Below are 22,945 nucleotides of genomic sequence, written 5' to 3'. Positions count from 1 at the left end.
ATATATCTGTGATGAATGAAAATATAGAAAATAACGATTGGATTAATGAAGCCCCTGCCCTGGCGGCAATGAGCAGGCGTAATCCTTTTTGTGTTCCTGATGGATATTTCGATAATTTCGGTGAAACGATTTTTTCATCCATTTTTGTGGATGGATTAAAGCAAAAAACAGATGTAAATGCCTTTAAAGTTCCGCAAAATTATTTTGAAGAACTAACAGAACGTATTGAAACCAAAATTGCATTGGCCGCAATGCCTAAAGCAGAAAGCACATTCGGAGTACCTGAAAATTATTTTGATACCTTACAAAGTAGAATTGCCGGCAAAATTGAAGCTTCAGAACCGAAAAAAGAAGCTAAAGTGGTTTCCCTTTGGAGCAGAAATTTAGTTAAATATGCAAGCGCAGCCTGTTTTCTTTTAATCTCTTCTTTTGGGTTTTATCTTTACCAAAATCAGGGAAGTTCTGCAAATCAGATTCAATCTGCAGAGTTTGCTAATGAACAAATGCTTTATGATATTGATGAAAGTACCATCATCGATCATTTAGAAGCAGAAAATACCACAAAACCAGATACAAAAACTACTTCTGCGTCAGATACAGAAATGGAAAACTATATATTGAGCAATTTTTCTTCAAACGATTTAGCTCAGGAATTAAACAATTAATGACCATGAATCATCATGATTTTCAAATACAGTAAATAAATCATGATCATTTCATCATCGCTGAAAACAAATTTATACAGATGAAAAACTTATTTTTCGCCGGCTTACTATTCCTATTACCAACTTTACTTTGGGCGCAAAGACAAAAAGGAGAAGAAATAGAATCACTTAAAATAGCTTATTTTACTCAAAAGCTTGATTTATCTCCAGATGAAGCCAAGGTATTCTGGCCAATTTATAATGAAATGCAAAGAGAACAAAATGACTTGCGTAAAGAACGCATGCAAAAAATGATCTCTTTCAGAAAAGTAACAGAAATCGATAATTTAAGCGATTCACAAATCCAAAGTTTAATTACCAGCGAATTTGATTTTAAACAAAGGGACCTTAATCTCGATAAAAAATACTACGCCAAAATGAAATCTGTTTTACCTATAAAAATTATCGGCAAATATTACAGAGCGCAGGAAGGCTTTAAGCGGGAGTTGCTTAACAGATATAAAGGCGGCAAGCCTGGAAATTAAAAACAAAAAGCCTGCATCATTTCCGTACTTTTGTGCCATGCTTACACAACGTCAGTTGTTTTTACAACATAATGCACAAACATCACCCGAGCCTCTTTTATTGGAATTTGTAAAAGCCAAAGGCTTATACATTTACGATCAGGAAGGCAAAAAATATATGGATCTTATCGCCGGCATTGGCGTAAGCAATGTTGGTCACTGCCACCCCTCGGTAGTAAAGGCCATTCAACAACAAGCCGAAACCTATATGCACTTAATGGTGTATGGCGAATATGTTCAAAATCCACAGGTAAATTTTGCAAAAGCACTAGCCGATGTTTTACCCGGAAACCTGAGTTGTACTTATTTTGTAAATTCCGGCGCCGAAGCCGTAGAAGGGGCCATGAAACTGGCTAAACGTTATACTGGCCGAAAGGGTTTTATAGCTTGTAAAAATGCTTATCATGGCAGTACACAAGGTGCTGAAAGTTTAATGGAGAGCGATTTTTATTCTTCAGGTTACGGCCCTTTCCTGCCCAATGTGAGTTTTATTAATTTCAATAAATCAGACGATTTAAGTTTGATCACTACCGAAACTGCAGCTGTATTTATCGAACCTATTCAGGGTGAAGCCGGAATTCGTGTTGGAGATACAGCTTATTTTGATGCACTCAGAAAAAAATGTACAGAAACCGGAACGCTGCTGGTTTTCGACGAAATACAAAGTGGCTTCGGTCGCACAGGTAAAATGTTTGCTTTTGAACATTTCAATATTGTTCCCGATATTTTATTGCTTGCTAAAAGCATTGGTGGCGGTATGCCCATTGGCGCATTTATTTCTTCAGCCGAAATTATGTCGGTGCTCTCTAATAATCCTATTTTAGGTCATATGACAACTTTTGGAGGTCATCCGGTTTGTTGCGCTGCAGGTTTAGCTACGCTGAATGCATTGACAAACGATCAGATTGTTGCCGGGGTTGAAGAAAAAGGACAGCTTTTTAAAAGTTTGTTAAAACATCCTGCAATTAAAGAAGTGAGAGGAAAAGGCCTGATGCTTGCAGCAGAATTCGAAAATTTTGAAATTAACAAAAAAATCATTGATGCCTGTATTGCTGATGGTATTATAAGCGATTGGTTTTTACACTGCAGCAATTCTATGCGGATTGCCCCCCCTCTTATTATCACCAAAGAAGAAATTACCGAAGCCTGTACTATAATTTTGAAAAACATTAACTTAGTTGCTGGCGATTCCAGTAATTAGTTATGGGCAAACATGGAAAAACCACTCATCAAAAACTGCTGATAAATGAACGTTTTAATTGTTGAAGATGAAAAAAGCCTTGCGCTTGAAATGGATGAATTTTTAAGCAATGAAGGATTTATTGTAGAACATGCCTGGAAAAAAGCATCGGCTGAAGAAAAGATTTTCGTAAACAACTACGATTTCATCCTGCTGGATTTAGGTTTACCGGATGGCGATGGCTTTGATGTTTTAAAGCAACTCAAAACATTAAAAGATCGTGATGATGCCGTTATTATTTTAACAGCCAGAAGTGCCGTAGACGACCGTATTAAAGGTTTGGATGAAGGTGCAGATGATTATTTGCCAAAACCATTTTCTTTAAACGAATTACTGGCCCGCATGCATGCCATCATCCGCAGAAAACATAAATTGGAAAAGAATGAGATTAATATTCATAATTTCCTTTTAAATATCCAAAACAGAACAGTTTCTTTTGGGGATGAACGATTAAATTTAACCAAAAAAGAGTTCGAGATTTTTAATTACCTGGTGCTGAATAAAAACCGGGTGGTATCCAGAATGAGTCTTACAGAACATGTTTGGGGAGATATTTTAGAGGTAAATTCCGATTCAAACTTTGTAGATGTCCATGTAAAAAACCTTCGTAAAAAGCTTTCAGCTGTAAATCAAACCGATTGGTTTGAAACCGTTAGAAGCATTGGTTATCGCATTAACTGCTAAAAACAGCATAAATTCAAGGTATAAAGACAAAAATGAAATTACAGGTTAAGTTTTCTTTATATAATGCAGTGACCAAAATTGCCATTATCCTGGTTTTAGGGGCAATTATTTTATTTTCACTCGACAAACTTGCCTACAACCAACTCGATAACAGGCTAATCAAAAAGAAAGGAAAAATCATTGAAAACCTGAGCGATAATGAAATTGACAGCCTTTTAAATAATCAGCAATCCTTTACCGATTACAACATATTAAAGGAAGAATTCATCACTTTAACTGATATTCCTGATGACCAAAAAGACTCGGCACACGTAATTATTACCGAAGAGAGAGAAATTGAAGGCGATGTGGAATTCTACAGAATTTTAAATTATAAGTTTCTTTACCACACCAACTGGTACAATTTGGAAATTGGCGAAAGCATGACTTCCATGCAGTCTATTAAAAATGCCATTCGTTTCTACATGTTAATTGTGCTTATTGCGGCATTATTAATCACTTTGATAACGGATTATGCCTTTTCAAATTTTCTGCTAAAGCCCTTTTATTCAATCATTGATAAAAAAATCAATCTTGTCGATGATCCATTGCATTACAATTACGATAATATTCCAACAAATACTGACGATTTTAAAATTCTGGATAATAGTATTAACTCTTTAATGCGGAAGATAAATAACCTGTTTTTACTCGAAAAGCAGTTCATTGCAAATGTTTCTCATGAGTTGCTTACCCCTATTTCTATTTTAAGTACCCGGTTTGAGAACATGTTAAGTACTGCAAATATTCCAATTGAGCACGAAAACAAAATATTTGCTTCTTTAAAAACACTAAACCGGCTTAAAGTGATTATAAACAGCTTGTTATTAATCTCTAAAGTAGAAAATAATCAGTATTTAAAAACCGAAGAAATCGACATCAAACAGGAGCTTGCGGATATTTACGAAGATCTGGAAGACCGGATTACTGATAAAAAGATCAATTTTCATATTGCTTTACAGCATGATTTTAAATTCAAAGGAAATAAAGCCCTTATCCATACTTTACTTATGAATATCATTAATAATGGGATTAAGTATAATGTTGAAGGTGGTTCTATCCATATAAAAGGCGAAATGCAACAGGAAAAATTTATCCTGACGATAATGGATACCGGTTTAGGCATGAATAAAGAGGTACTTGACAATGCCTTTGACCGGTTTAAACGGGGCAATACAGAAGAGAATGGCTTTGGTCTTGGCCTTGCCATTGTTCAAAGTATAGCTAAATTCCATAAAATTGAAGTAGGCATTCAGTCAGAAGAAGGAAAAGGTACAGCCATCGTGTTAAGTTTTTAAAATGAAATTCGCCTGATCACCTGATCATTAACACATGGCCTCAAATTAGTACCTTTGTAGTTTATGTTGAATCCTTTTAAAATTAAATTCTTTTTCATCTGCTCCTTTTTAGCTTTTTCCATAACCGGATTAAAGGCTCAGAAAGTTGTGCAAATTCAGGATTCAGTACCTCAGCATATTTTTACCTTCAAAGAAATTGAAGTACTTGAGGATGATAAGGACCAATATTCATTTGAGGACGTAAAGAGTGAGTCTTTTAATCAAAAATTTATAGCAGGTACCAGCAGCACACCTCAAACTAAAAATCTGAATAAAACGTATTGGTTCAGGATTAAAATAAAAAGCAACGATTTAACTAAAAAACCTTTTCTGCTGGAGTTTTTTGATCAGACCATAGATCAGATAACCGCTTACATTCCACAAAGTGATCAAAGTTTTAAAGTAGAGGAATTGGGCGATTCAAATCCTTTTAACAAAAGACTGATTCATCATAAAAATTTCGAAATACCGCTTCAAAATGATGGAAAAACGTTACAAACCTATTATTTTAAGATTAAATCTTCTCAAATTTCTGATGTAATTATCGTATTGCGCAGTGCCGAATGGTTCATTTCCTATGCATTGGATGAATATTTCTATTTCGGTATTTTTTATGGGATGATATTGGTTTTCAGTTTCTATAACCTCATCATGTTTATCGCCATCAGGCAAAAACAATATTTATACTACGTATTGTACAATTTAAGTGTTGGCTTTTTTGAAATGAGTACAGATGGTATTGCCTATCAGTATTTATGGCCTAATGCGCCCGGCTGGAATCAGGTAGCGTATGCCTTTGCCCTCTGCGCAACCAGTATTTTTGCCTTGCTTTTTACCAGAGAATTATTGCTGGTTAAAATCAAAGCGCCAAAATTAAATCAACTTATTATTGCGGTTATTGTATGCCGGTTGATCTTCTTTATTTATTGTTACCTGTTTGATCAATCCCTGTTCAGTTATAAATTTATAGAAGCCATTCCACTTTCCGTTGCCTTTTTTACCGGAATTTACATCTATAAAAATGGTTATCAGCCTGCCCGTTTCTTTGTATTGGGCTACAGCTTCCTTTTTGCCGGCTTTACTTTAAAGTTTTTAATTATGCTGGGCATTAGCTGGCTAAATTTTGGTGTGGTCAGTTATTATAGCTTAAGCTTTTGCTTTGTTTTAGAAATGGTATTCCTTTCTTTTGCCATTGGTGATAAGGTGCGGATTTTAAAAAAGAAAAAGGATAGCGTTCAGCAGAAAATGATCAGGCAAATGGCTGTTAATGCAAAGCTGAAAGATACCTTAAACCAGGAGCTTGAAAGTAAGGTTGAAGAGCGTACACGCGAGGTTTACCATAAATCGTTGATTATCGAAAGCAAAAACCAGGCATTGGAAGAAGCGAATGCTTTATTACAGCATCAGGCAGAAGAAATTTCGAGGATGAATGTTTTGCTTGAACATGACAATGAGGAATTACAGACCAGCGTGGAAAAGGTATCCAGAGACAGGGTTATGTCTACTGAGGTAGATTTTGAAGAATTCAGCAAAATATACCCGGATAAAGAAAGTTGTTATGATTTTTTAGCAGCACTTAAATGGAGTAATGGTTACCATTGCCGCAAATGCAGCAACGATCATTATTTCAATGGACATATTTTGCATAGCCGCCGCTGCAGTAAATGTGGATACGAAGAATCGGTAACCACCTATACCATTTTTCATAACACAAGAATTCCGATTAATAAAGCCTTTTACATGATCTTCCTCATTTATTCATCTAAAGGAAAAATATCATCTCATAAACTTTCCGAATTACTTTCCATCAGACAAAGTACTTGCTGGACTTTTGGTTCCCGCATAAAAAAGGTAATGGATGACCGGAAGAAAACGTTAAAGAAATCAGCTAAAAATGGCTGGAGTCAGCTCGTAATCGAGTAATAACGACCTCATTTATCAGTCACAATGTTGTTGTTTTGCATATTTTTTATGCAGAATTGAACAGGTATTTAAGCGTATCAAAATCGTACAGCAAACCTTCGTAATTACAATGCTTAACACCTGATAATCAACGTTAAAACGCAGATTGCATCAACGGTATTAAAGCGTATCGATTTTATCACAACAAACTAACTATCAACAACTTACGATAAAATATTTATCCAAAAAGCTTGCATTTTAGATTAAATCGGTGTTAACTTTACTTCATATTAATTAACAAAAGCAAATTATGAGAAAAAAATTTACATTGCTTATGGTATGTATTCTATGCGGTATCTCTCTGAGTATGGCACAGAATGTAACTATAAAAGGCCTGGTAAAAGACCAGAAAGGTCTGCCCTTGCCGGGAGTTTCTGTAAAGGTAAAAGGAACTAACCAGGGCGCCTCTACACAAGATAATGGTTCTTATACCATTAGTGCTCCTAACAATGCGACACTAGAATTTTCATTCATTGGTTTTAAAACCCTTGAAGAAGTTGTAAATAACCGCAGCAGCATTAACGTAACCCTTTCTGATGATAACCAGCAGCTCAATGAGGTTGTGGTTATTGGTTATGGTACAACCACTAAAAAAGATTTAACAACCGCAGTCGTTTCTATTTCTTCAAAAGATATAGAAAATCAACCGGTAACCAATCCATTGCAAGCCATTCAGGGTAAAGCAGCGGGGGTGCAGGTTATTTCTCAATCAGGCAAACCAGGTTCTGGTGTATCGGTTAGCATTAGGGGGAATACTTCTATTACTGCTTCAAACAGCCCTTTATATGTAATTGATGGAGTAACATCCAGAAATGCTGACTTTTTAAATCCAGGCGATATTGAAACCTTAACCATTTTAAAAGATGCATCTGCTGCAGCCATTTATGGTTCGAGTGGTGCAAATGGTGTGGTTTTAATCACAACTAAAAAAGGAAGTTCTGATAAGATGAGAGTTGCATTTAATGCTTTTACGGGTTTTTCTAACTTATGGCAAAAAATCGATGTTTTAAATGCATCGCAATATAATGCCTTAATGAAAGACATGAATTATACTACATTTGGGAACCAGAATACAGACTGGCAGGACGTTACCTTCGGTACGGGAACACAAAACAACTATCAGGTTTCTTTATCCGGTGGTATTAAAGGTGGTCAATATTATTTCTCTACAGGTTATCAACAAGATAAAGGTACGGTTGCTCCGGCTGTTTTAGATAAATATACAGCCAACTTTAACGGTTCTCAAAACATTACAAGCTGGTTAAAATTAACCGGTACAGCTGCTTTTACCTATAGAAAATCAGTTGATGTTGGCGATAACAGCGGTGTTTCAGGTGGTGGAGTAATTCTATCCGCCCTTTCAACACCTCCAACAATTGGCATTTATAACGATTTAGGACAATATGCGGGTAACCCAAATCAGGGTGGTTGGGAGAACCCGATTGCATATGCATACCGCATGACTAACGGTACAAGAAATTTCCGCTTTCTAGGTTCGTTTGCTGCTCAGGTTAACTTTACTAAAGATTTATATTTAAAATCAAGTATTAGTACCAATTTAAATAGAAATGGCTACACAAGTTTTCTTGATCCGTTCATGTCTGAATACGGCAGAACTCAGCAAGGAAGGTTCCAAAGCAACAGAACTAAAGACAATGTTTGGCTAAATGAAAATATTTTAAACTACACCAAAAATGTAGGTAAAAATGCATTTACAGCAACTGGCGGTATGACGATTCAGGAGTCTGATTACAAATATTACACTTATGAGGATTCTAAATATTTAGATGCCAATAAAAATCTTTTACCGGCTGCAACTTCAATTTCACCAACATTACCTGCATTTGCACAGTGGTCTAAACGCTCATACCTAGCACGTGTTACCTATGCGTATGATGGAAAATATTTATTCAGTTCCAACTTCCGTGCGGATGGTTCATCGCGTTTTGCACCAGAAAAACGTTACGGATACTTCCCTTCCGCTTCGGTAGGGTGGCGTATTTCGGGTGAAAACTTTATGAAAGAAAGCAAAACCATTAATGATTTAAAAATCAGAGGTAGCTGGGGTAAAGTGGGTAACGACGAAGGTATTGGAGATTATGCTTACTTAGAGTTATACCAGCCAACTACACAAGGTTCTTATAACTTTATTCAATTGGCTAACCCTGATTTAACCTGGGAAAAAACAACTCAAACCAATATTGGTTTGGATTTAAGCATGTTCAATTCAAGAGTTACTTTTACAGCAGATGCGTATTTAAAGAAAACAAACGACTTGCTTTTAAATGTGCCTTTAGCGCTTAGTACAGGTTTTGATACGCAGGCGAGAAATGTAGGTTCAATGGAAAATAAAGGTTTGGAATTTGTTTTATCGACCAAAAACTTTGTTAAAAGTAAATTTACGTGGTCTACAGATTTAAACTTCTCATTAAACCGCAACAAGGTAACCAGTTTAGGTAATTCATTATCATCAATTGATTTTGGTGGAATTGATAGCCGTGATCAGGCCATCAGAGTACAGGTAGGACAACCTTTGGGTGCTTTTTATGGTTATGTTTATCAGGGTGTTAACCCACAAACGGGCGATGCTGTTTATGCAGATTTAAATAAAAATGGTAGCGTTGATGCCGATGACCGTACTTATATTGGAAATGCACAACCAAAATTCACTTATGGCATAAACAATAATTTAACCTACGGTTCTTTTGGTTTATCATTCTTTTTCCAGGGTGTACAGGGTAATGACATTTTTAATGCCTCAAGAATTGATTTAGAAGGTTTATATGATTCTAAAAATCAATCGACAGCCGTGTTAGACAGATGGACAACTCCTGGTCAGGTAACCAATATTCCAAAAGTGACCAAAGGAAATACAGATAACTCCCGTACATCAAGCAGATTTGTTGAAGATGGTTCTTACTTACGCTTAAAATCAGCAACATTATCTTACAATTTTGGTGCAAATACGCTTAAAAAACTGAACATGAGCAAAGTAACCATTTTTGCAACCGGTTATAACCTGTTAACGTTTACCAAGTATACAGGTTTCGATCCGGAGGTACAGCGTTATGATGCGAACAGCCCGTCAATGGGTATCGATTATGGAACCTATCCACAATCCAGAACATTTTTATTTGGTGTTAACGTAGGCTTTTAATTTTAAACAGAATGAAACTTAAAATATATTCAATAATCGCTGCCGGCACCATTACATTGGCGTTAAGCAGCTGTAAGAAAGACTTTTTAGATAAACAGCCAATCAGTCAGGTAACGCCCGATGTTGCTTTTGCCGATGCAGCAGCAGCAGAGAAATTAATCCAGGGTGTTTATGATGGTATGTATAACGATTTCCACATTATGGATTTCATGACAAATGGTGATGTAGTTGCCGACAACTGTTATGCAGGTGGTGATAACCCTAATAATATTCAGCTTGATTTGTTTACCGTAAGCAACACAAATGCCAATGTAAGCAGAGATTATACGGCTTTGTACAAGGACATTAAAAACTGTAACCTGGTGACAGATAATGTTCCTAAAATTGCAGATCCTAAACTGGATGTTAACGACAGACGTAAACAAATTTTAGCAGAAGCGAGAATTTTGCGTGCTTACCTTTATTTTAACATTGTGAGATTATGGGGTTCGGCTCCACTTGTAGTAAAAATTCCGGTAACCACCGAAGATTTATCTCCTTCTAAAGCTACTGCTGATCAGATTTACGCTCAAATTATTGCTGATTTAGAATATGGAGCAGCTAATGCCCGTACAACAGCGGCAACCAAAGGCATTATGACCAAAGGTGTGGCCAATGCTTTATTGGCTAAGGTGTATGCAACCAAAACAAATCCAGATTGGGCAAAAGTAATTACCTATGCCGATGCAGTAATTGGCGGTGGTTATTCTTTGGTATCTAATTATGATTTCCTATGGGATTCTCAGCATAAAAACAACTCAGAGGCCATTTGGGAAATGCAATACGATGGCTGGGGCGGTTTACATGGTAACTGGATGCCAAGTCAGCTTTTTGGAGCCGGCTGGAAAAAATTCAACACACCTACCAACGATTTAGTCAATGTTTTCAATGCAGAAAATGATGTTGTTCGTAAAAAATCGAGCATTTTAATTGATGGCATTGGATGGGACGATGATTATTGGAAAGATGCTGCAGTTTATCCCCATATCAATAAATACAGAGCTGACGATAAAACAGATACTTATCTTTTACGCCTTGCAGATATTATGCTTTTAAAAGCAGAAGCTTTAAACGAAGCCAGTGCAAGCGGGTGGTCATCAGCAAAAGATATTGTAAATACCATTCGTGGTCGTGTTAATTTAGGTGCAACACCAGCAACCGATCAGGCAAGTATGCGTTTGGCAATTGAAAAAGAACGCCGTTTAGAACTGGCGTTTGAAGGTCACCGCTGGTACGACCTGTTAAGAACAAACAGGGCGATTGCAGTTATGAACGCTCAAAAAGATGGAAACGGTAATGCTTTAAATTACAATGTAACAGCTGCAAAGCTTTTATTCCCGATTCCGCAAACCGAACTGGACAGAAATCCAAACCTTCGTTAATTACTCATCAATTTACAAAGGCGGCAATTGTCGCCTTTGTTTTATAAAAAATCCCTTATGATCCGAAAAACTCTTTTGTCACTCTTCACATTAGGTACCGTTATTGTTGCTCACGCTCAAGATAAAAACAAAGCTAGGTAACTGACACCGGAGGATTTAAAGTTCAAACCGGTGATCAGAAAATTAATTTCAATTACACAAATTAAAACCTGAGGATGAAAGGGATTAATAGTCCCTTCATCCTTTTATTGTAACAATCTATCGTTTATTAACCACAAATACATGAAATCAATTTATAGCGTAAGCCTAGCATTAGGTCTTTTAATTACATCCTGTGCTTCTAAAAAGACCGTAACCGGCGACATCGGAAATCCACAGACGGGTACAACGCCAGTTAAAACTGACGTTAGTTTCTGGCTCACCAAAGGCGATCAGTCTGCATTACTCCAAAAACAAAATATTGCCCTCAATTTTAGCGAGGCCACAAATAACAATCCAACAATAGAGGTAGATCCTAAAACAACTTTTCAAAGTATAGACGGTTTTGGTTTTACATTAACCGGAGGAAGTGCAAGTTTGATCAACGCCTTACCACCAACCGAAAAAGATAAATTATTAAATGAGCTTTTTGGTAAAACAGATGAAGCTATTGGTGTTAGCTATATCCGCTTAAGTATTGGTGCATCAGATTTAAGTGCCACTCCTTTTACTTACAATGACCTTGCAGATGGTGAAACGGATGAAAATCTGGTTAAATTTTCTCTTTCAAAAGAACAGGCAGATTTAATTCCGGTACTTAAAAAAATTGTTGCCATAAACCCGTCTATTAAGTTTTTGGGTTCGCCATGGACAGCCCCTACCTGGATGAAAACTAATAACAGTTTTATTGGCGGCAGTTTAAAAACAGTCTATTATCAAACTTATGCCAAATACCTGGTTAAATATATTCAGGCTATGAAAGCCGAAGGTATTATTATTGATGCCATTACCCCACAAAATGAACCGCTGCATCCCGGCAATAATCCAAGTATGTATATGGATGCACTAGCACAGGCTGATTTTATTAAAACTGCTTTAGGCCCTGTATTCAAATCATCAGGCATTGAAACTAAAATTATTGTTTACGATCACAATGCGGATAAACCTGAATACCCGATTACCATTTTAAATGATCCCGAAGCAAAGAAATATGTCAATGGTTCTGCTTTTCACTTATATGCAGGTAACATCTCTGCGCTTACCAAAGTACACGATGCGCACCCGGATAAAAACGTATACTTCACAGAGCAATGGGTTGGTGGTCCGGGTAATTTCCCTGAGGACTTAAAATGGCATGTATCGACTTTGATTATTGGGGCAACCCGCAACTGGAGTCGTACTGTATTGGAGTGGAATTTAGCTGCCGATGCAAATTATAATCCACATACCGATCAGGGTGGCTGTACCAGTTGTTTGGGTGCCATTACCATTGCGCCTGCCCTGAGCAGAAATGTAGCATATTACGTAATCGGGCATGCTTCAAAATTTGTGACACCCGGTTCAGTTCGTATTGGATCTAACCTAACCAATAACCTGCAAAATGTAGCTTTTAAAACCCCCGAAGGTAAAACCGTTTTAATTATTTGCAACAACAATAATAGTGATACAACCTTCAATATTAAATATAATGGAAAAAGTGTAACCTCTACTTTAGGTCAGGGAGCTGTTGCCACCTACGTTTGGTAAAAAAATCTAAGTTTAATTGTGAGTTAGCTCCGCATTTGCGGGGCTTTCTGTTTTTAAGGGGTTATCCGGGCTATAAAGTCAATCTTGGCAGGCACTTTGATAACATACCAATAATCAACACTATAGATCATGAAAAATATCCTTCCAATAATTGCAGTTACGACTGTATTGATGACATCCTGCCAAAGCAATACCACGAAAAACAATAAGTTAACAGATTCGACAACTACAAAAAGCGATGATGCAGCAAATGCCAGTGAGTGTTTTTTGTATGCTAAAAATAGAGATACTGCTACATTAAAGCTTAATACTACAGATACCCTGATTTCAGGAGATTTAAGCTACAACCTCTTCCAAAAAGATAAAAATACCGGTAAAATTGAAGGAATTGTTAAAGGCGATACACTAATTGCTGATTATACTTTCCAATCAGAAGGCATGCAATCCGTAAGACAAATTGTATGGTTAAAACAATCGGGCAAACTTGTTGAAGGTTTTGGCGATGTGGAAGAAGCGGATGGCAAAGTGAAGTTCAAAAACATCAGTAAGCTAAAATTTGGCAAGGCAATCGAATTTTCTAAAACCGATTGCAAATAAAAAAGGTTGTACCGTTTGGTACAACCTTTAAACTTATAAATTAAAATTATTTAATAGCTTCTTGTGCTGCTTCGCTCCACTCCTGGCTAACTTTTGAAACGTAGTCAGTATATTTTTGAATTTCTTCTGGTTTCAGTTTAGCCGCAAATGTTGTTGCCTTTTGAGACCAAACTTTATATTTTTCAGTCAAAGCCTGGATTTCAGTTGCATTTTTACTTTTTAATGCCGCAACATAATCATCTTTCAATTTATTAAAATCAGCAAGACTTTTATTAACTTCTTCGCTTGAAAAAGATGGTGCTTCAGTTCTTGTAGTTTCAGTCGTTTTAGTTACAACTTTAACTGTAGTATCGCCATTAGCCGAAACAGTTGAATCTGTTGTAGTTTCTGTTTTCTTAGTGCTGTCACAAGAAACTAAAGTCGTAGCAAGCAAGCCTATTGCTGCCACAGATAATATTACTTTTTTCATTTTTGTTTTATTGTTTGTAACACACAGTAAAATATTATGCCAAATTGTGAATTGTCATAAAAGACCATATCAGCAAGAGTTAACATAATAAAAACAGGACATATTACGAGTACTTTTTTCTACACCTGAGTAAAAAGTCTACAAAAAGATGGCATTAACCTTAAAAGTTTTCAAATTTTTCCCAAAAACCATCAACAGGCAATTTAGCGAAGATATTTACAGGTTCTTTTTTAACAGGGTGTATAAATTGTAACCGGCGTGCATGCAGGCAAATACTCCCTTTTCTGCTCCCGCGAGGGTAACCATATTTGTTATCACCAACAATTGGACAGCCCATTGATGATAATTGCACCCTGATTTGGTGAGAGCGCCCGGTTAAAGGATCAACTTCGATAAGGTAATAATCATTAAAAGGCGTAATTAAGCGATAAGATAATTCTGCCCGCTGGCTTCCAGGCACTTCTGAATTATAATAAGTTACCACATTTTTTTGCGGATTTTTAATCAGCCAGTGTACTAAAGTACCTGCTGGTTTTTCAGGTTTTTTTCTAACTACGGCCCAGTACGTTTTTTTTACTTCCCGGTTTTTAAATGCAGCGTTCATACGCTCCAGCGCCTTACTTGTTTTGGCAAATAAAATCACACCGCTAACCGGTCTGTCTAAACGATGAACAACACCCAAAAATGCACCGTTAGGTTTGTCGTATTTTTTTGCAATGTACTTTTTTACCTGTTCATCTAAAGGTTCATCACCCGTTTCATCAACCTGCACAATATCCCCTGCCCTTTTATTAATGGCTATCAAATGGTTATCTTCAAAAAGGATGTCTTGATCTGTAATTGGCATTATTTAGATTAAGAAGAAACTAATATTGTTCTTTTTCGTTCGGAAAATCGTTGGCTTTTACATCACGGATGTAAGATTGTGCCGCACCCAAAATTTCGTCATATAAATTAATGTACTGACGCAAAAAACGTGGTTTAAATCCTTTGGTTAATCCAATCATATCATTAACAACCAAAACCTGTCCATCACAATGCGGACCTGCACCAATACCAATTGTTGGAATCAGTAAACTTTCTGATACTTCTTTACCCAGCGCTGCTGGAATTTTTTCTAAAACAACAGCGAAACAACCAGCATTTTGTAAAGCAATAATATCTGTTTTAAGTTTATTTGCTTCTTCTTCTTCTTTAGCACGTACGGTATACGTTCCAAATTTATAAATAGATTGTGGCGTTAAACCCAAGTGGCCCATTACCGGAATACCTGCAGTAATAATGCGCTGTACCGATTCAATAATTTCTTCTCCACCTTCCAATTTTACACCATGGGCGCCAGATTCTTTCATAATACGGATTGCCGAATTTAAAGCTTCTTTCGAATTGCCCTGATAAGAACCAAAAGGTAAATCTACCACTACAAAAGCACGTTTAACTGCCCTGATTACCGATGCAGCATGATAAATCATTTGATCCAGCGTAATTGGAAGAGTTGTTTCATGACCAGCCATTACATTTGAGGCAGAATCGCCAACCAACAAAACATCAAGCCCGGCATCATCCAAAATCGTTGCCATTGAATAATCGTAAGCCGTAAGCATAGATATTTTTTCTCCACGCTGTTTCATTTCTTGCAAAATATGCGTGGTAATGCGTTTTATTTCTTTATGTACCGACATCTGTTTTGTTTTATGCTGTCAAAAGTATTATATTTTTCTTTAAAAAGGTGTATCGTAAAACGTATATGACAAAAGCCTTATTTTAGGTTACTAAATATAAAAATATAAGTCGCCCCACTGTATAAGAAATCACTTTTAGAGCAAAATAGCGATCATCATCATCTTATATCTATTTCATTTTTCTCTTTACATTACCGATCTTTAATCCTATCTTTGTACCCCGAAATGGAAGGGATATATTCATCATTTTTTGCCCCCTGCAAAAACGGCTTTATTGCCGACAGCCATTCTTTTTTCAACTCTTTTTTAATCAAAAATCCATATTGTAATTAACATGACCAACTACACCAAGTTACCTGCGATTTTATTACTGGCCGACGGCACTGTTTTTTACGGCAAAGCTGCCGGAAAAATTGGTACCACAACCGGCGAAATCTGTTTTAATACCGGGATGACAGGTTACCAGGAAATTTTTACCGATCCAAGTTATTTTGGACAGATAATGGTTACCACCAATTCTCATATTGGTAATTATGGTATCCATAAAGATGAAATCGAATCTGGCTCGATAAAAATTGCAGGTTTAGTTTGTAAAAACTATAACATTGTTTATAGCCGTAAGCAAGCGACAGAATCTATTCAGGATTATTTTCAAAATGATAATCTTGTTGCGATTTCTGACATTGATACCAGAGCATTAGTTCGTCACATCAGAGATAAAGGAGCAATGAATGCCATCATTTCTTCAGAAATTACAGATTTGGACGAATTAAAAAATAAACTTGCTGAAGTACCATCGATGGAAGGCTTAGAACTTTCATCTAAAGTAAGTACCAAAGAGCCATATTTTTATGGAAACCCTGATGCAGCTTTAAAAGTGGCTGCTTTAGACCTAGGTATTAAGAAAAATATTTTACGCAGCTTCGAAAATCGTGACATATATGTTCAGGTTTTCCCGGCGAAAACCACTTTTGCAGAAATGGAAAAATGGAATCCTGATGGTTATTTTATCTCAAATGGCCCCGGCGATCCATCCGTTATGCCGTACGCAGTTGAAACTTTAAAACAAATCTTAGCAGCCAACAAGCCAATGTTCGGAATTTGCCTGGGTCACCAATTATTGGCAGAAGCGAATGAAATTGGAACCATGAAAATGTTTAACGGTCATCGCGGATTAAACCACCCGGTTAAAAATATAATTAAAAATCATTGCGAGGTAACTTCTCAAAATCACGGTTTTGGTGTAATTCCTGATGAGGTTAGAAACTCGGATAAAGTAGAGATTACCCATATTAACTTAAACGATAAATCTATTGAAGGTATTCGTGTTAAAGGTAAAAAGGCATTCTCGGTGCAATATCACCCTGAATCTTCTCCGGGTCCGCATGATTCCCGTTATTTATTTGATGATTTTGTAAAGGTAATGACAGGCGAATTAACCTGGTAAATTTCAGGCCTTCAATTAAAACATTAAAACACTGCCCATTTCTATTGGCAGTGTTTTTTTATTTAAATTAGAACATGTACAAAAAACTCTTTTTTATATTTCTCATCGTTTCGGTCAGCCTTTTAAGTGCTTGTATTTCCCGACTGGCCAGACCAGCAATTACAGGGACTATACAGGATTACCAAAACAAACCTGTTGCTGGCTGTAAAGTTGGGGAAACCATGACTGATGCAAATGGTCAGTTTTATTTAAAGGAAATCAGATATAATAAGTTCTTTATTCCTGAAATGTTCTACATGGAGGCCCCTCCGCTTCATTATATGGAGAAAATTGAAAAAGAAGGTTTTTTAAATTATAGCATTGAAGCCTTTCACAGATTTGGTGGCGGGCAAAGTAAAGGAGCAACAGCCAATCTGGATACAATTTATATCAAAAGAATAAATGAGGTTATCAAAGTTGAAGATTTCATCTATTCTAATTGGAAATTTGCGGCGAATAAAAATCTCGATACTTTATATGGTACAAATACCAATTTCAGGCCTTATAATTCGGTAACGAATAGCCGCGATTTTGTGCAAAAAATGGATTATGGGTTAGACTATAAATTCAGATCTGCAAAAAAACCCGATACTACATGGAGTGCTGAATCCTATGATTTAAAAACTACTTATTTTGTATCCCTTCATTCAAATGGAACCTATAGGGGTAAAAAAATAGGCAAATATCAAAATCCCTGGAAGCATAGAAGGGAATATGACAGAACTTACCGGGAATCTTATTCTATTGCTGACGACAGCTTAAATACCAGCGGGAAATTTAAATTTTCAAAGGATAAAATTGTTTTTGACGAGGCATTTAATCGTTCAAAAAACACCTACAAAATAGATTCAATTGACCGGGATATCATTATTTTAACCCGCAGCAATAACTAAAACATGACTTTACCTACTGTAAACATCATTTTACCGACATTTTTCTGCGATTATATCGAAATTCATTTTCTATTCATTTAAAGCTGCTTACATTTAGACTCATGGAAACAAAAAAGGCCATTATCACCGTTAATAATCTGGTAAAAAAGTATGATGATTTTGTAGCCGTTCAGGACTTAAGTTTTGAGGTTTATGAAAATGAAATCTTTGGTTTATTAGGCCCAAATGGTGCCGGAAAAACCACCACATTAGAAATTATAGAAACCTTAAGAGATAAAACATCCGGCGAAATTATTGTCGATGGTTTCTCCGTTGACAAACAAGCTCAGGAAATTAAGCAAATTATAGGTGTACAATTACAGGCGGCAGGTTATTATCCCAATCTTAACCTCGTAGAATTACTGGAGTTATTTGCTGGTCTTTACGGTGCAGATATTAAACCTATGGAAATGCTTGAAAAAGTTAATCTGCAGGATAAAGCTAAAGCCAGGTACAAAGCATTATCCGGGGGCCAAAAACAACGTTTTTCAATTGCGACAACTTTAATTAACCAGCCTAAAATTATTTTCCTGGATGAACCGACTACCGGTTTGGATCCGCAGGCCAGAAGAAATCTTTGGGATTTAATTACTGATATCCGCAGTAATGGTACAACGGTGGTTATTACTACGCATTATATGGATGAGGCTGAACAACTTTGTGATCGGGTGGCTTTTGTAGAGCGGGGACAAATTATTGCCTTAGACACGCCAGATCAGCTTATTGATAACCTGGTTAACAGCGGTTTCGAGCGTAAAAAAGAAGTAAAAAAGGCCAACCTGGAAGATGTATTTATCCATCTTACCGGCAAAGAATGGCGGGAATAAATGCCCTGATTTACTGGAAAAACAAATTTTAAATCAATCAATTTGGTCCGTTTGGGATAAAAGACGAGACCTGTATAAACCATACCACTATTAAATTAAAATAGTAAATGAAACAATACAGCAATACAAAAGCAACTTTAGCCCTTGCAAAGGCCAGTTTTCGTTCCATTATGCGAAGCCCATCAGCAGTGGTTTTTACTCTTGCTTTTCCACTAATTTTTATTCTGGTATTTGGGTTTTTAGGTGGAGGAGGTACACACATCGATGTTGGTATTGCACCAAACTCAGATGTAAACAATCCTGTGATCGGAACTTTGGAGAAAACCGGTATGATTCGTCTTGTTAAAAACAAATCACAAGCAGATTTAACACGCCTACTGGAAAAAGGAAATGTAGATGCTGTAATTGATGTGCACAGAAAAATAAATTCAGTAGCTTACTCCGTAAATGTTGCCTATACTTCCGCTTCCAGAGATAAAGGCGGTATTTTAAAATCGGTATTGAATAACCTTTTTTATGATAAACAACTTAAACCTTCGGTAGCCGAAATTAAAGAAAGTACAGTTGAAGGTAGAGAATATAAAACCATCGACTTTATTTTACCAGGCCAGCTGGGTTTCTCTCTTTTAAGTACCGGTGTGTTTGGTACCGCTTTTGTATTTTTAAGTTTGCGCCAAACTCTTGTAATTAAGCGTTTTTTTGCCACACCCGTTAAACGGTCGAGCATTGTAATTGGCGAGGGTATTGCCAGAATTGGTTTTGCCTTAATTGGTGCATTATTCATCATTTTACTTGGGCATTTCTTTTTCGGTTTTACATTGGTCCATGGCGCCTTAACCGTCCTCAATATGCTCATACTGGCTACTTTGGGTGTAATTGTATTTATGGGCTTTGGCTTTATCATTTCAGGTATAGCTAAAAATGAAAGCATGGTACCTCCTATTTCAAATATTGTAACCTTACCACAGTTTCTGTTATCGGGCACATTCTTTTCAATAGAGGCCTTCCCATCATGGCTGCAACCCATCAGCAGGGCTTTACCACTTACCTATTTAAATGATGCTATGCGTAAAGTAGCTTTTGAAGGACAGGGATTATGGGATGTAAAACAGCAAATCTTAATTTTAATTATCTGGGGTATTGGAATTTATGCCGTTGCCGTGAAAGTATTTAAGTGGGAATAATTTTTCTGCTTAGAAATCTCAAAGGGAAAAAAGCGTATTAACTTTATTTAACTTTTTGGCAAGTTATATTGAGTTAGTTTTGCAGAACATGATGAAGAAATTATTTCTGGTTTTCGCAACACCTTTTTTAAGCAACTGTGCTATAGCCCAATATAAACTTGCGGATCATTCCAGTTCGGAAAAATATGAGGCTAAAATAAATGTAGAAAATTGCATCGATGGTTTGTGCAGTGGCAAGGCAACGATTATTTTATCTGATAAAATAACAGGAAAGGAAATTCAGACATTCCGTTCTAACGATTTGGATTTCTCCTTAAAAACAAATCAGGATCCTAAAACAAGTACGGTAGAGTTAGGCAAATACCAAAGTCCTTTAATATTTGGTGATTTTAACTTTGATGGAAATGAGGATATTGCAATAAGAAATGGCAGTAAAAGTGCTTACAACGATCCTTCCTATGATGTTTACATCTTTGATGGCAAAAACAAATTTGCATTGGATAAAGAATTAACAACATTGGCCAGCAGCAATTCGGGCATGTTCAAAATAGACCGGAAAAGCAAACAATTATCTGTTTATAAAAAAGATGGCTGTTGCTACAATAAAACCACCAATTATAGATTAGACGTTAAAAAGGGTTTATTAGAAGTGTCTTCGGTAATAGAAGATTCCAGCATTGGAGATTATGTAACCGTGATTACCCAAAAACTTGTTGATGGTAAAACCAAAAGAACCATCGAACGATTTAAAACCAAAGAATATTACAAAGAAGATAACTAGTTGAAGTTTGATATTACTTTCTATGGCAATATCAAACTTTATTTTATAGTGCAGCTTTAACTAAAAAAGGAAGAATTTCCTTTTGAAAACTTACAAAGTTTTTGCGGACATCAGAGTCGCTGACCGAAGTAAACGCAAACGAGAATACAATACTTTTACTAGCTTTCAGCAAAAACGCCAAACCTTCACGTCGGGCAGGGTTATTTTTGAAATTATCGAGCTGTAAATAGGCCGCCAATAGCAAAGCTTCCAGCTGATCAGATAAATGTTTTAAAAACTCTTGCGAGTTTGCGTTTTCACGAACAAAATCCCAGCCAATAAATTCATTACAGGCTGTAAAAGATAAACGGCTTGTTTTCATTACCAAAGCCTTTAAATGCTCTTCTTCTGAACTGTAGCTGATCTTGTTATTTAAAATCTCATGCAGGTTTTGATCCAGATAATCCATTAAAATACTATCCAATACCTGCTCTTTACTTTCGAAATATTTATAAATAGTTGCTTTAGCTATACGTGCTTTTTTCGCAATTTCGTTTACACTGGTTTTATGATAACCATATTTTCTAAAAAGTTCTTTAGCTGCTTTTTTTACAGTTTCCTTTATTTTTTCAGCTTCCATTTTTAATTGCTAACGGTTATTGTATTTAAGGTTACCGCTACCGTGTATTGTTTTAAATATTTTTCAGCCGGTGCTTTTGCAGGACTACCATCCAAAAGCAGGAATTTAGCACCAGAACATGGGTCGGTAACGGTTATGCCCTGAGATTCATCATTAATCAGCGCACATTTCTGTTGTGGATTAACCGTACTGCATCTATCATAAGCCATATAACGGCCATTAGAGCGATAAAGAATTAAGCCAGCCACTCCATAACCGTTTATAAATATTGGCGTTCCGGAAACTAATCCACTTAAACGGGGATCGGTTAACTGAGTTGTAAAATTAACAGCAACTTCCGGGATATAATTATCTTCTTTACCGCAGCTTGTAAACAAAACAAGTGCAAATAATATGCTGTAAATTACCTTCTTCATTATATTAAAGCCGATTTAAATTGTTTTAAGAAACGGGCATCATTTTCAGAGAATAACCGCAAATCTTTAATTTCATATTTCAAATTTGCAATACGTTCAATTCCCATTCCAAATGCAAAACCACTGTATTTTTTAGAATCAATGCCACAGTTTTCCAGTACATTCGGATCTACCATACCACAGCCCAAAATTTCTACCCAGCCACTGTATTTACACAACTGGCAACCGGCACCTTTACAAATGGTACAGGAAATATCCATTTCAGCAGATGGTTCAGTAAACGGAAAATATGATGGACGGAAACGTACTTTAGTACCTTCCCCGTAAAGTTCCTGGACAAAATAAAACAGGGTTTGTTTTAAATCAGCGAACGACACATTTTCATCTACATATAAACCTTCAATCTGATGAAAAAAACAATGTGCTCTGGCAGAAATGGCTTCGTTACGGTAAACACGCCCCGGCATAATCGCCCTGAAAGGCGGTTGCCCTTGCTCCATCATTCTAACCTGTACCGATGAAGTATGTGTACGCAAAGCGATATCGCCTTTTTCTCCACCTTTTTTAATGAAGAAAGTATCCTGCATATCTCTTGCCGGATGTTCTTCAGGAAAGTTTAAAGCAGAAAAATTATGCCAGTCATCTTCAATTTCCGGTCCTTCTGCTACAGTAAAACCAAGTTTAGCATAAATTTCCACAATTTCACGGCGAACCAATGCTAAAGGATGGCGGGAACCAATTTCAAATCCTTCTCCCGGTAAAGTTAAATCCTGTTCAGAGTTTTCAGTTTTCAGGTCTAAACGCTCCGTAGATTCTTTTAAGGTCAGATATTTTGATTCGGCAAGTTGTTTAAACTCATTTAAAACCTTACCCAATGATTTTTTCTCTTCGATGGAAACAGACTTAAAGTCATCAAAAACTTCTTTAATGATCCCTTTACTTCCTAAATATTTTATACGGAACTGCTCTAATTCATCTGCTTTTTCAGTTACAAAAGCATTAATTTTTTCGGTATACTGTGTTATTTTATCCTGTAACATGGCTTCAAATATACGTCAAATTATCTTATTTTTTTAATGTTAACGGGTTCAAAAAATCTGTTTACACTAGTATTATAAAAGAAAATGAACCCGAAACAAAAAAAGCTGCGATTACGCAG

Annotated in this window: 21 protein-coding genes; 15 read left to right on the top strand and 6 right to left on the bottom strand. The window is 36.4% G+C overall.

The window, feature by feature from the left end:
* Nucleotides 1–11 precede the first annotated feature (11 nt).
* The 10 genes from O0955_RS16650 to O0955_RS16605 all read left to right on the top strand — a co-directional run bounded on the left by O0955_RS16650 (nt 12) and on the right by O0955_RS16605 (nt 13,390).
* Nucleotides 12–665, top strand: coding sequence for a hypothetical protein (locus O0955_RS16650; RefSeq protein WP_269428694.1), 654 nt, complete (start codon nt 12–14; stop codon nt 663–665).
* An 80-nt stretch (nt 666–745) separates the two neighbouring features.
* Nucleotides 746–1,189 carry a hypothetical protein gene (locus O0955_RS16645; RefSeq protein ID WP_269428693.1) on the top strand — a complete coding sequence of 148 codons (444 nt, stop codon included), beginning with the start codon at nt 746–748 and terminating at the stop codon, nt 1,187–1,189.
* A 37-nt stretch (nt 1,190–1,226) separates the two neighbouring features.
* Nucleotides 1,227–2,429 carry an aspartate aminotransferase family protein gene (locus O0955_RS16640; protein ID WP_269428692.1) on the top strand — a complete coding sequence of 401 codons (1,203 nt, stop codon included), beginning with the start codon at nt 1,227–1,229 and terminating at the stop codon, nt 2,427–2,429.
* Nucleotides 2,430–2,474: 45 nt separating this feature from the next.
* Nucleotides 2,475–3,152, top strand: a complete 678-nt coding sequence (locus O0955_RS16635; protein ID WP_269428691.1) for a response regulator transcription factor — start codon at nt 2,475–2,477, stop codon at nt 3,150–3,152.
* A 32-nt stretch (nt 3,153–3,184) separates the two neighbouring features.
* Nucleotides 3,185–4,489, top strand: coding sequence for a sensor histidine kinase (locus O0955_RS16630; RefSeq protein WP_269428690.1), 1,305 nt, complete (start codon nt 3,185–3,187; stop codon nt 4,487–4,489).
* Nucleotides 4,490–4,552: 63 nt separating this feature from the next.
* Nucleotides 4,553–6,451, top strand: a complete 1,899-nt coding sequence (locus O0955_RS16625) for a 7TMR-DISM family protein (RefSeq protein WP_269428689.1) — start codon at nt 4,553–4,555, stop codon at nt 6,449–6,451.
* Between the two features lie 289 nt (nt 6,452–6,740).
* A complete protein-coding gene (locus O0955_RS16620; protein WP_269428688.1) occupies nt 6,741–9,647 on the top strand; it encodes a SusC/RagA family TonB-linked outer membrane protein in 2,907 nt (968 codons plus the stop codon).
* An 11-nt stretch (nt 9,648–9,658) separates the two neighbouring features.
* Nucleotides 9,659–11,068, top strand: a complete 1,410-nt coding sequence (locus tag O0955_RS16615; RefSeq protein ID WP_269428687.1) for a RagB/SusD family nutrient uptake outer membrane protein — start codon at nt 9,659–9,661, stop codon at nt 11,066–11,068.
* 282 nt (nt 11,069–11,350) lie between these two features.
* On the top strand, nt 11,351–12,793 hold the full coding sequence (locus O0955_RS16610; RefSeq protein WP_269428686.1) for a glycoside hydrolase family 30 protein: 1,443 nt from the start codon (nt 11,351–11,353) through the stop codon (nt 12,791–12,793).
* A 129-nt stretch (nt 12,794–12,922) separates the two neighbouring features.
* The gene (locus tag O0955_RS16605) at nt 12,923–13,390 is read left to right on the top strand and encodes a hypothetical protein (RefSeq protein ID WP_269428685.1); all 468 of its coding nucleotides are present in this window, start codon (nt 12,923–12,925) and stop codon (nt 13,388–13,390) included.
* Between the two features lie 46 nt (nt 13,391–13,436).
* Here O0955_RS16605 and O0955_RS16600 read toward each other — a convergent pair whose 3' ends face one another.
* From O0955_RS16600 to panB, 3 genes are all read right to left on the bottom strand, one after another.
* Complete coding sequence (locus tag O0955_RS16600) at nt 13,437–13,859, bottom strand: hypothetical protein (protein ID WP_269428684.1); 423 nt, start codon at nt 13,857–13,859, stop codon at nt 13,437–13,439.
* A gap of 160 nt (nt 13,860–14,019) precedes the next feature.
* Nucleotides 14,020–14,706, bottom strand: a complete 687-nt coding sequence (locus O0955_RS16595; protein WP_269428683.1) for an RluA family pseudouridine synthase — start codon at nt 14,704–14,706, stop codon at nt 14,020–14,022.
* Nucleotides 14,707–14,725: 19 nt separating this feature from the next.
* Nucleotides 14,726–15,541, bottom strand: coding sequence for a 3-methyl-2-oxobutanoate hydroxymethyltransferase (gene panB, locus O0955_RS16590; RefSeq protein ID WP_269428682.1), 816 nt, complete (start codon nt 15,539–15,541; stop codon nt 14,726–14,728).
* Nucleotides 15,542–15,875: 334 nt separating this feature from the next.
* On the opposite strand from panB, the gene carA reads away from it, so the two are divergent.
* The 5 genes from carA to O0955_RS16565 all read left to right on the top strand — a co-directional run bounded on the left by carA (nt 15,876) and on the right by O0955_RS16565 (nt 20,751).
* Entirely contained in the window at nt 15,876–16,988 is a 1,113-nt protein-coding gene (gene carA, locus O0955_RS16585; RefSeq protein WP_269428681.1) for a glutamine-hydrolyzing carbamoyl-phosphate synthase small subunit, read from the top strand.
* A 74-nt stretch (nt 16,989–17,062) separates the two neighbouring features.
* A complete protein-coding gene (locus O0955_RS16580) occupies nt 17,063–17,920 on the top strand; it encodes a hypothetical protein (protein WP_269428680.1) in 858 nt (285 codons plus the stop codon).
* A gap of 101 nt (nt 17,921–18,021) precedes the next feature.
* Nucleotides 18,022–18,786: an ABC transporter ATP-binding protein gene (locus O0955_RS16575; protein WP_269428679.1), complete on the top strand. Its 765-nt coding sequence runs from the start codon at nt 18,022–18,024 to the stop codon at nt 18,784–18,786.
* A 107-nt stretch (nt 18,787–18,893) separates the two neighbouring features.
* Nucleotides 18,894–19,970, top strand: coding sequence for an ABC transporter permease (locus tag O0955_RS16570; RefSeq protein WP_269428678.1), 1,077 nt, complete (start codon nt 18,894–18,896; stop codon nt 19,968–19,970).
* 88 nt (nt 19,971–20,058) lie between these two features.
* A complete protein-coding gene (locus O0955_RS16565) occupies nt 20,059–20,751 on the top strand; it encodes an XAC2610-related protein (protein ID WP_269428677.1) in 693 nt (230 codons plus the stop codon).
* A 43-nt stretch (nt 20,752–20,794) separates the two neighbouring features.
* Here O0955_RS16565 and O0955_RS16560 read toward each other — a convergent pair whose 3' ends face one another.
* From O0955_RS16560 to pheS, 3 genes are read right to left on the bottom strand one after another with little or no spacing between them, the layout of a single operon-like run.
* The gene (locus O0955_RS16560; protein WP_269428676.1) at nt 20,795–21,370 is read right to left on the bottom strand and encodes a TetR/AcrR family transcriptional regulator; all 576 of its coding nucleotides are present in this window, start codon (nt 21,368–21,370) and stop codon (nt 20,795–20,797) included.
* Nucleotides 21,371–21,372: 2 nt separating this feature from the next.
* Nucleotides 21,373–21,786 carry a Rieske (2Fe-2S) protein gene (locus O0955_RS16555; protein ID WP_269428675.1) on the bottom strand — a complete coding sequence of 138 codons (414 nt, stop codon included), beginning with the start codon at nt 21,784–21,786 and terminating at the stop codon, nt 21,373–21,375.
* A complete protein-coding gene (gene pheS, locus O0955_RS16550; RefSeq protein ID WP_269428674.1) occupies nt 21,786–22,826 on the bottom strand; it encodes a phenylalanine--tRNA ligase subunit alpha in 1,041 nt (346 codons plus the stop codon). Before pheS ends, O0955_RS16555 begins: the two co-directional genes overlap by 1 nt.
* Between the last annotated feature and the right edge of the window lie 119 nt (nt 22,827–22,945).

Source organism: Pedobacter punctiformis (genome assembly GCF_027213715.1).
Taxonomy (GTDB): domain Bacteria; phylum Bacteroidota; class Bacteroidia; order Sphingobacteriales; family Sphingobacteriaceae; genus Pedobacter; species Pedobacter punctiformis.
Note: the sequence above shows the minus strand (reverse complement) of the source record. Positions and strands in the feature narration are given on the sequence as shown.

Bases quoted from the DNA above. Each gene is read 5' to 3' on its own strand.
- O0955_RS16555 (WP_269428675.1), bottom strand. From the start codon at position 21,786: ATGAAGAAGGTAATTTACAGCATATTATTTGCACTTGTTTTGTTTACA.
- O0955_RS16645 (WP_269428693.1), top strand. From the start codon at position 746: ATGAAAAACTTATTTTTCGCCGGCTTACTATTCCTATTACCAACTTTA.
- O0955_RS16575 (WP_269428679.1), top strand. From the start codon at position 18,022: ATGGAAACAAAAAAGGCCATTATCACCGTTAATAATCTGGTAAAAAAG.
- O0955_RS16570 (WP_269428678.1), top strand. From the start codon at position 18,894: ATGAAACAATACAGCAATACAAAAGCAACTTTAGCCCTTGCAAAGGCC.
- O0955_RS16630 (WP_269428690.1), top strand. From the start codon at position 3,185: ATGAAATTACAGGTTAAGTTTTCTTTATATAATGCAGTGACCAAAATT.
- O0955_RS16610 (WP_269428686.1), top strand. From the start codon at position 11,351: ATGAAATCAATTTATAGCGTAAGCCTAGCATTAGGTCTTTTAATTACA.
- pheS (WP_269428674.1), bottom strand. From the start codon at position 22,826: ATGTTACAGGATAAAATAACACAGTATACCGAAAAAATTAATGCTTTT.
- carA (WP_269428681.1), top strand. From the start codon at position 15,876: ATGACCAACTACACCAAGTTACCTGCGATTTTATTACTGGCCGACGGC.
- O0955_RS16620 (WP_269428688.1), top strand. From the start codon at position 6,741: ATGAGAAAAAAATTTACATTGCTTATGGTATGTATTCTATGCGGTATC.
- O0955_RS16640 (WP_269428692.1), top strand. From the start codon at position 1,227: ATGCTTACACAACGTCAGTTGTTTTTACAACATAATGCACAAACATCA.
- O0955_RS16650 (WP_269428694.1), top strand. From the start codon at position 12: ATGAATGAAAATATAGAAAATAACGATTGGATTAATGAAGCCCCTGCC.
- O0955_RS16625 (WP_269428689.1), top strand. From the start codon at position 4,553: ATGTTGAATCCTTTTAAAATTAAATTCTTTTTCATCTGCTCCTTTTTA.
- O0955_RS16580 (WP_269428680.1), top strand. From the start codon at position 17,063: ATGTACAAAAAACTCTTTTTTATATTTCTCATCGTTTCGGTCAGCCTT.
- O0955_RS16615 (WP_269428687.1), top strand. From the start codon at position 9,659: ATGAAACTTAAAATATATTCAATAATCGCTGCCGGCACCATTACATTG.
- O0955_RS16605 (WP_269428685.1), top strand. From the start codon at position 12,923: ATGAAAAATATCCTTCCAATAATTGCAGTTACGACTGTATTGATGACA.
- panB (WP_269428682.1), bottom strand. From the start codon at position 15,541: ATGTCGGTACATAAAGAAATAAAACGCATTACCACGCATATTTTGCAA.
- O0955_RS16565 (WP_269428677.1), top strand. From the start codon at position 20,059: ATGATGAAGAAATTATTTCTGGTTTTCGCAACACCTTTTTTAAGCAAC.
- O0955_RS16560 (WP_269428676.1), bottom strand. From the start codon at position 21,370: ATGGAAGCTGAAAAAATAAAGGAAACTGTAAAAAAAGCAGCTAAAGAA.
- O0955_RS16635 (WP_269428691.1), top strand. From the start codon at position 2,475: ATGAACGTTTTAATTGTTGAAGATGAAAAAAGCCTTGCGCTTGAAATG.
- O0955_RS16600 (WP_269428684.1), bottom strand. From the start codon at position 13,859: ATGAAAAAAGTAATATTATCTGTGGCAGCAATAGGCTTGCTTGCTACG.
- O0955_RS16595 (WP_269428683.1), bottom strand. From the start codon at position 14,706: ATGCCAATTACAGATCAAGACATCCTTTTTGAAGATAACCATTTGATA.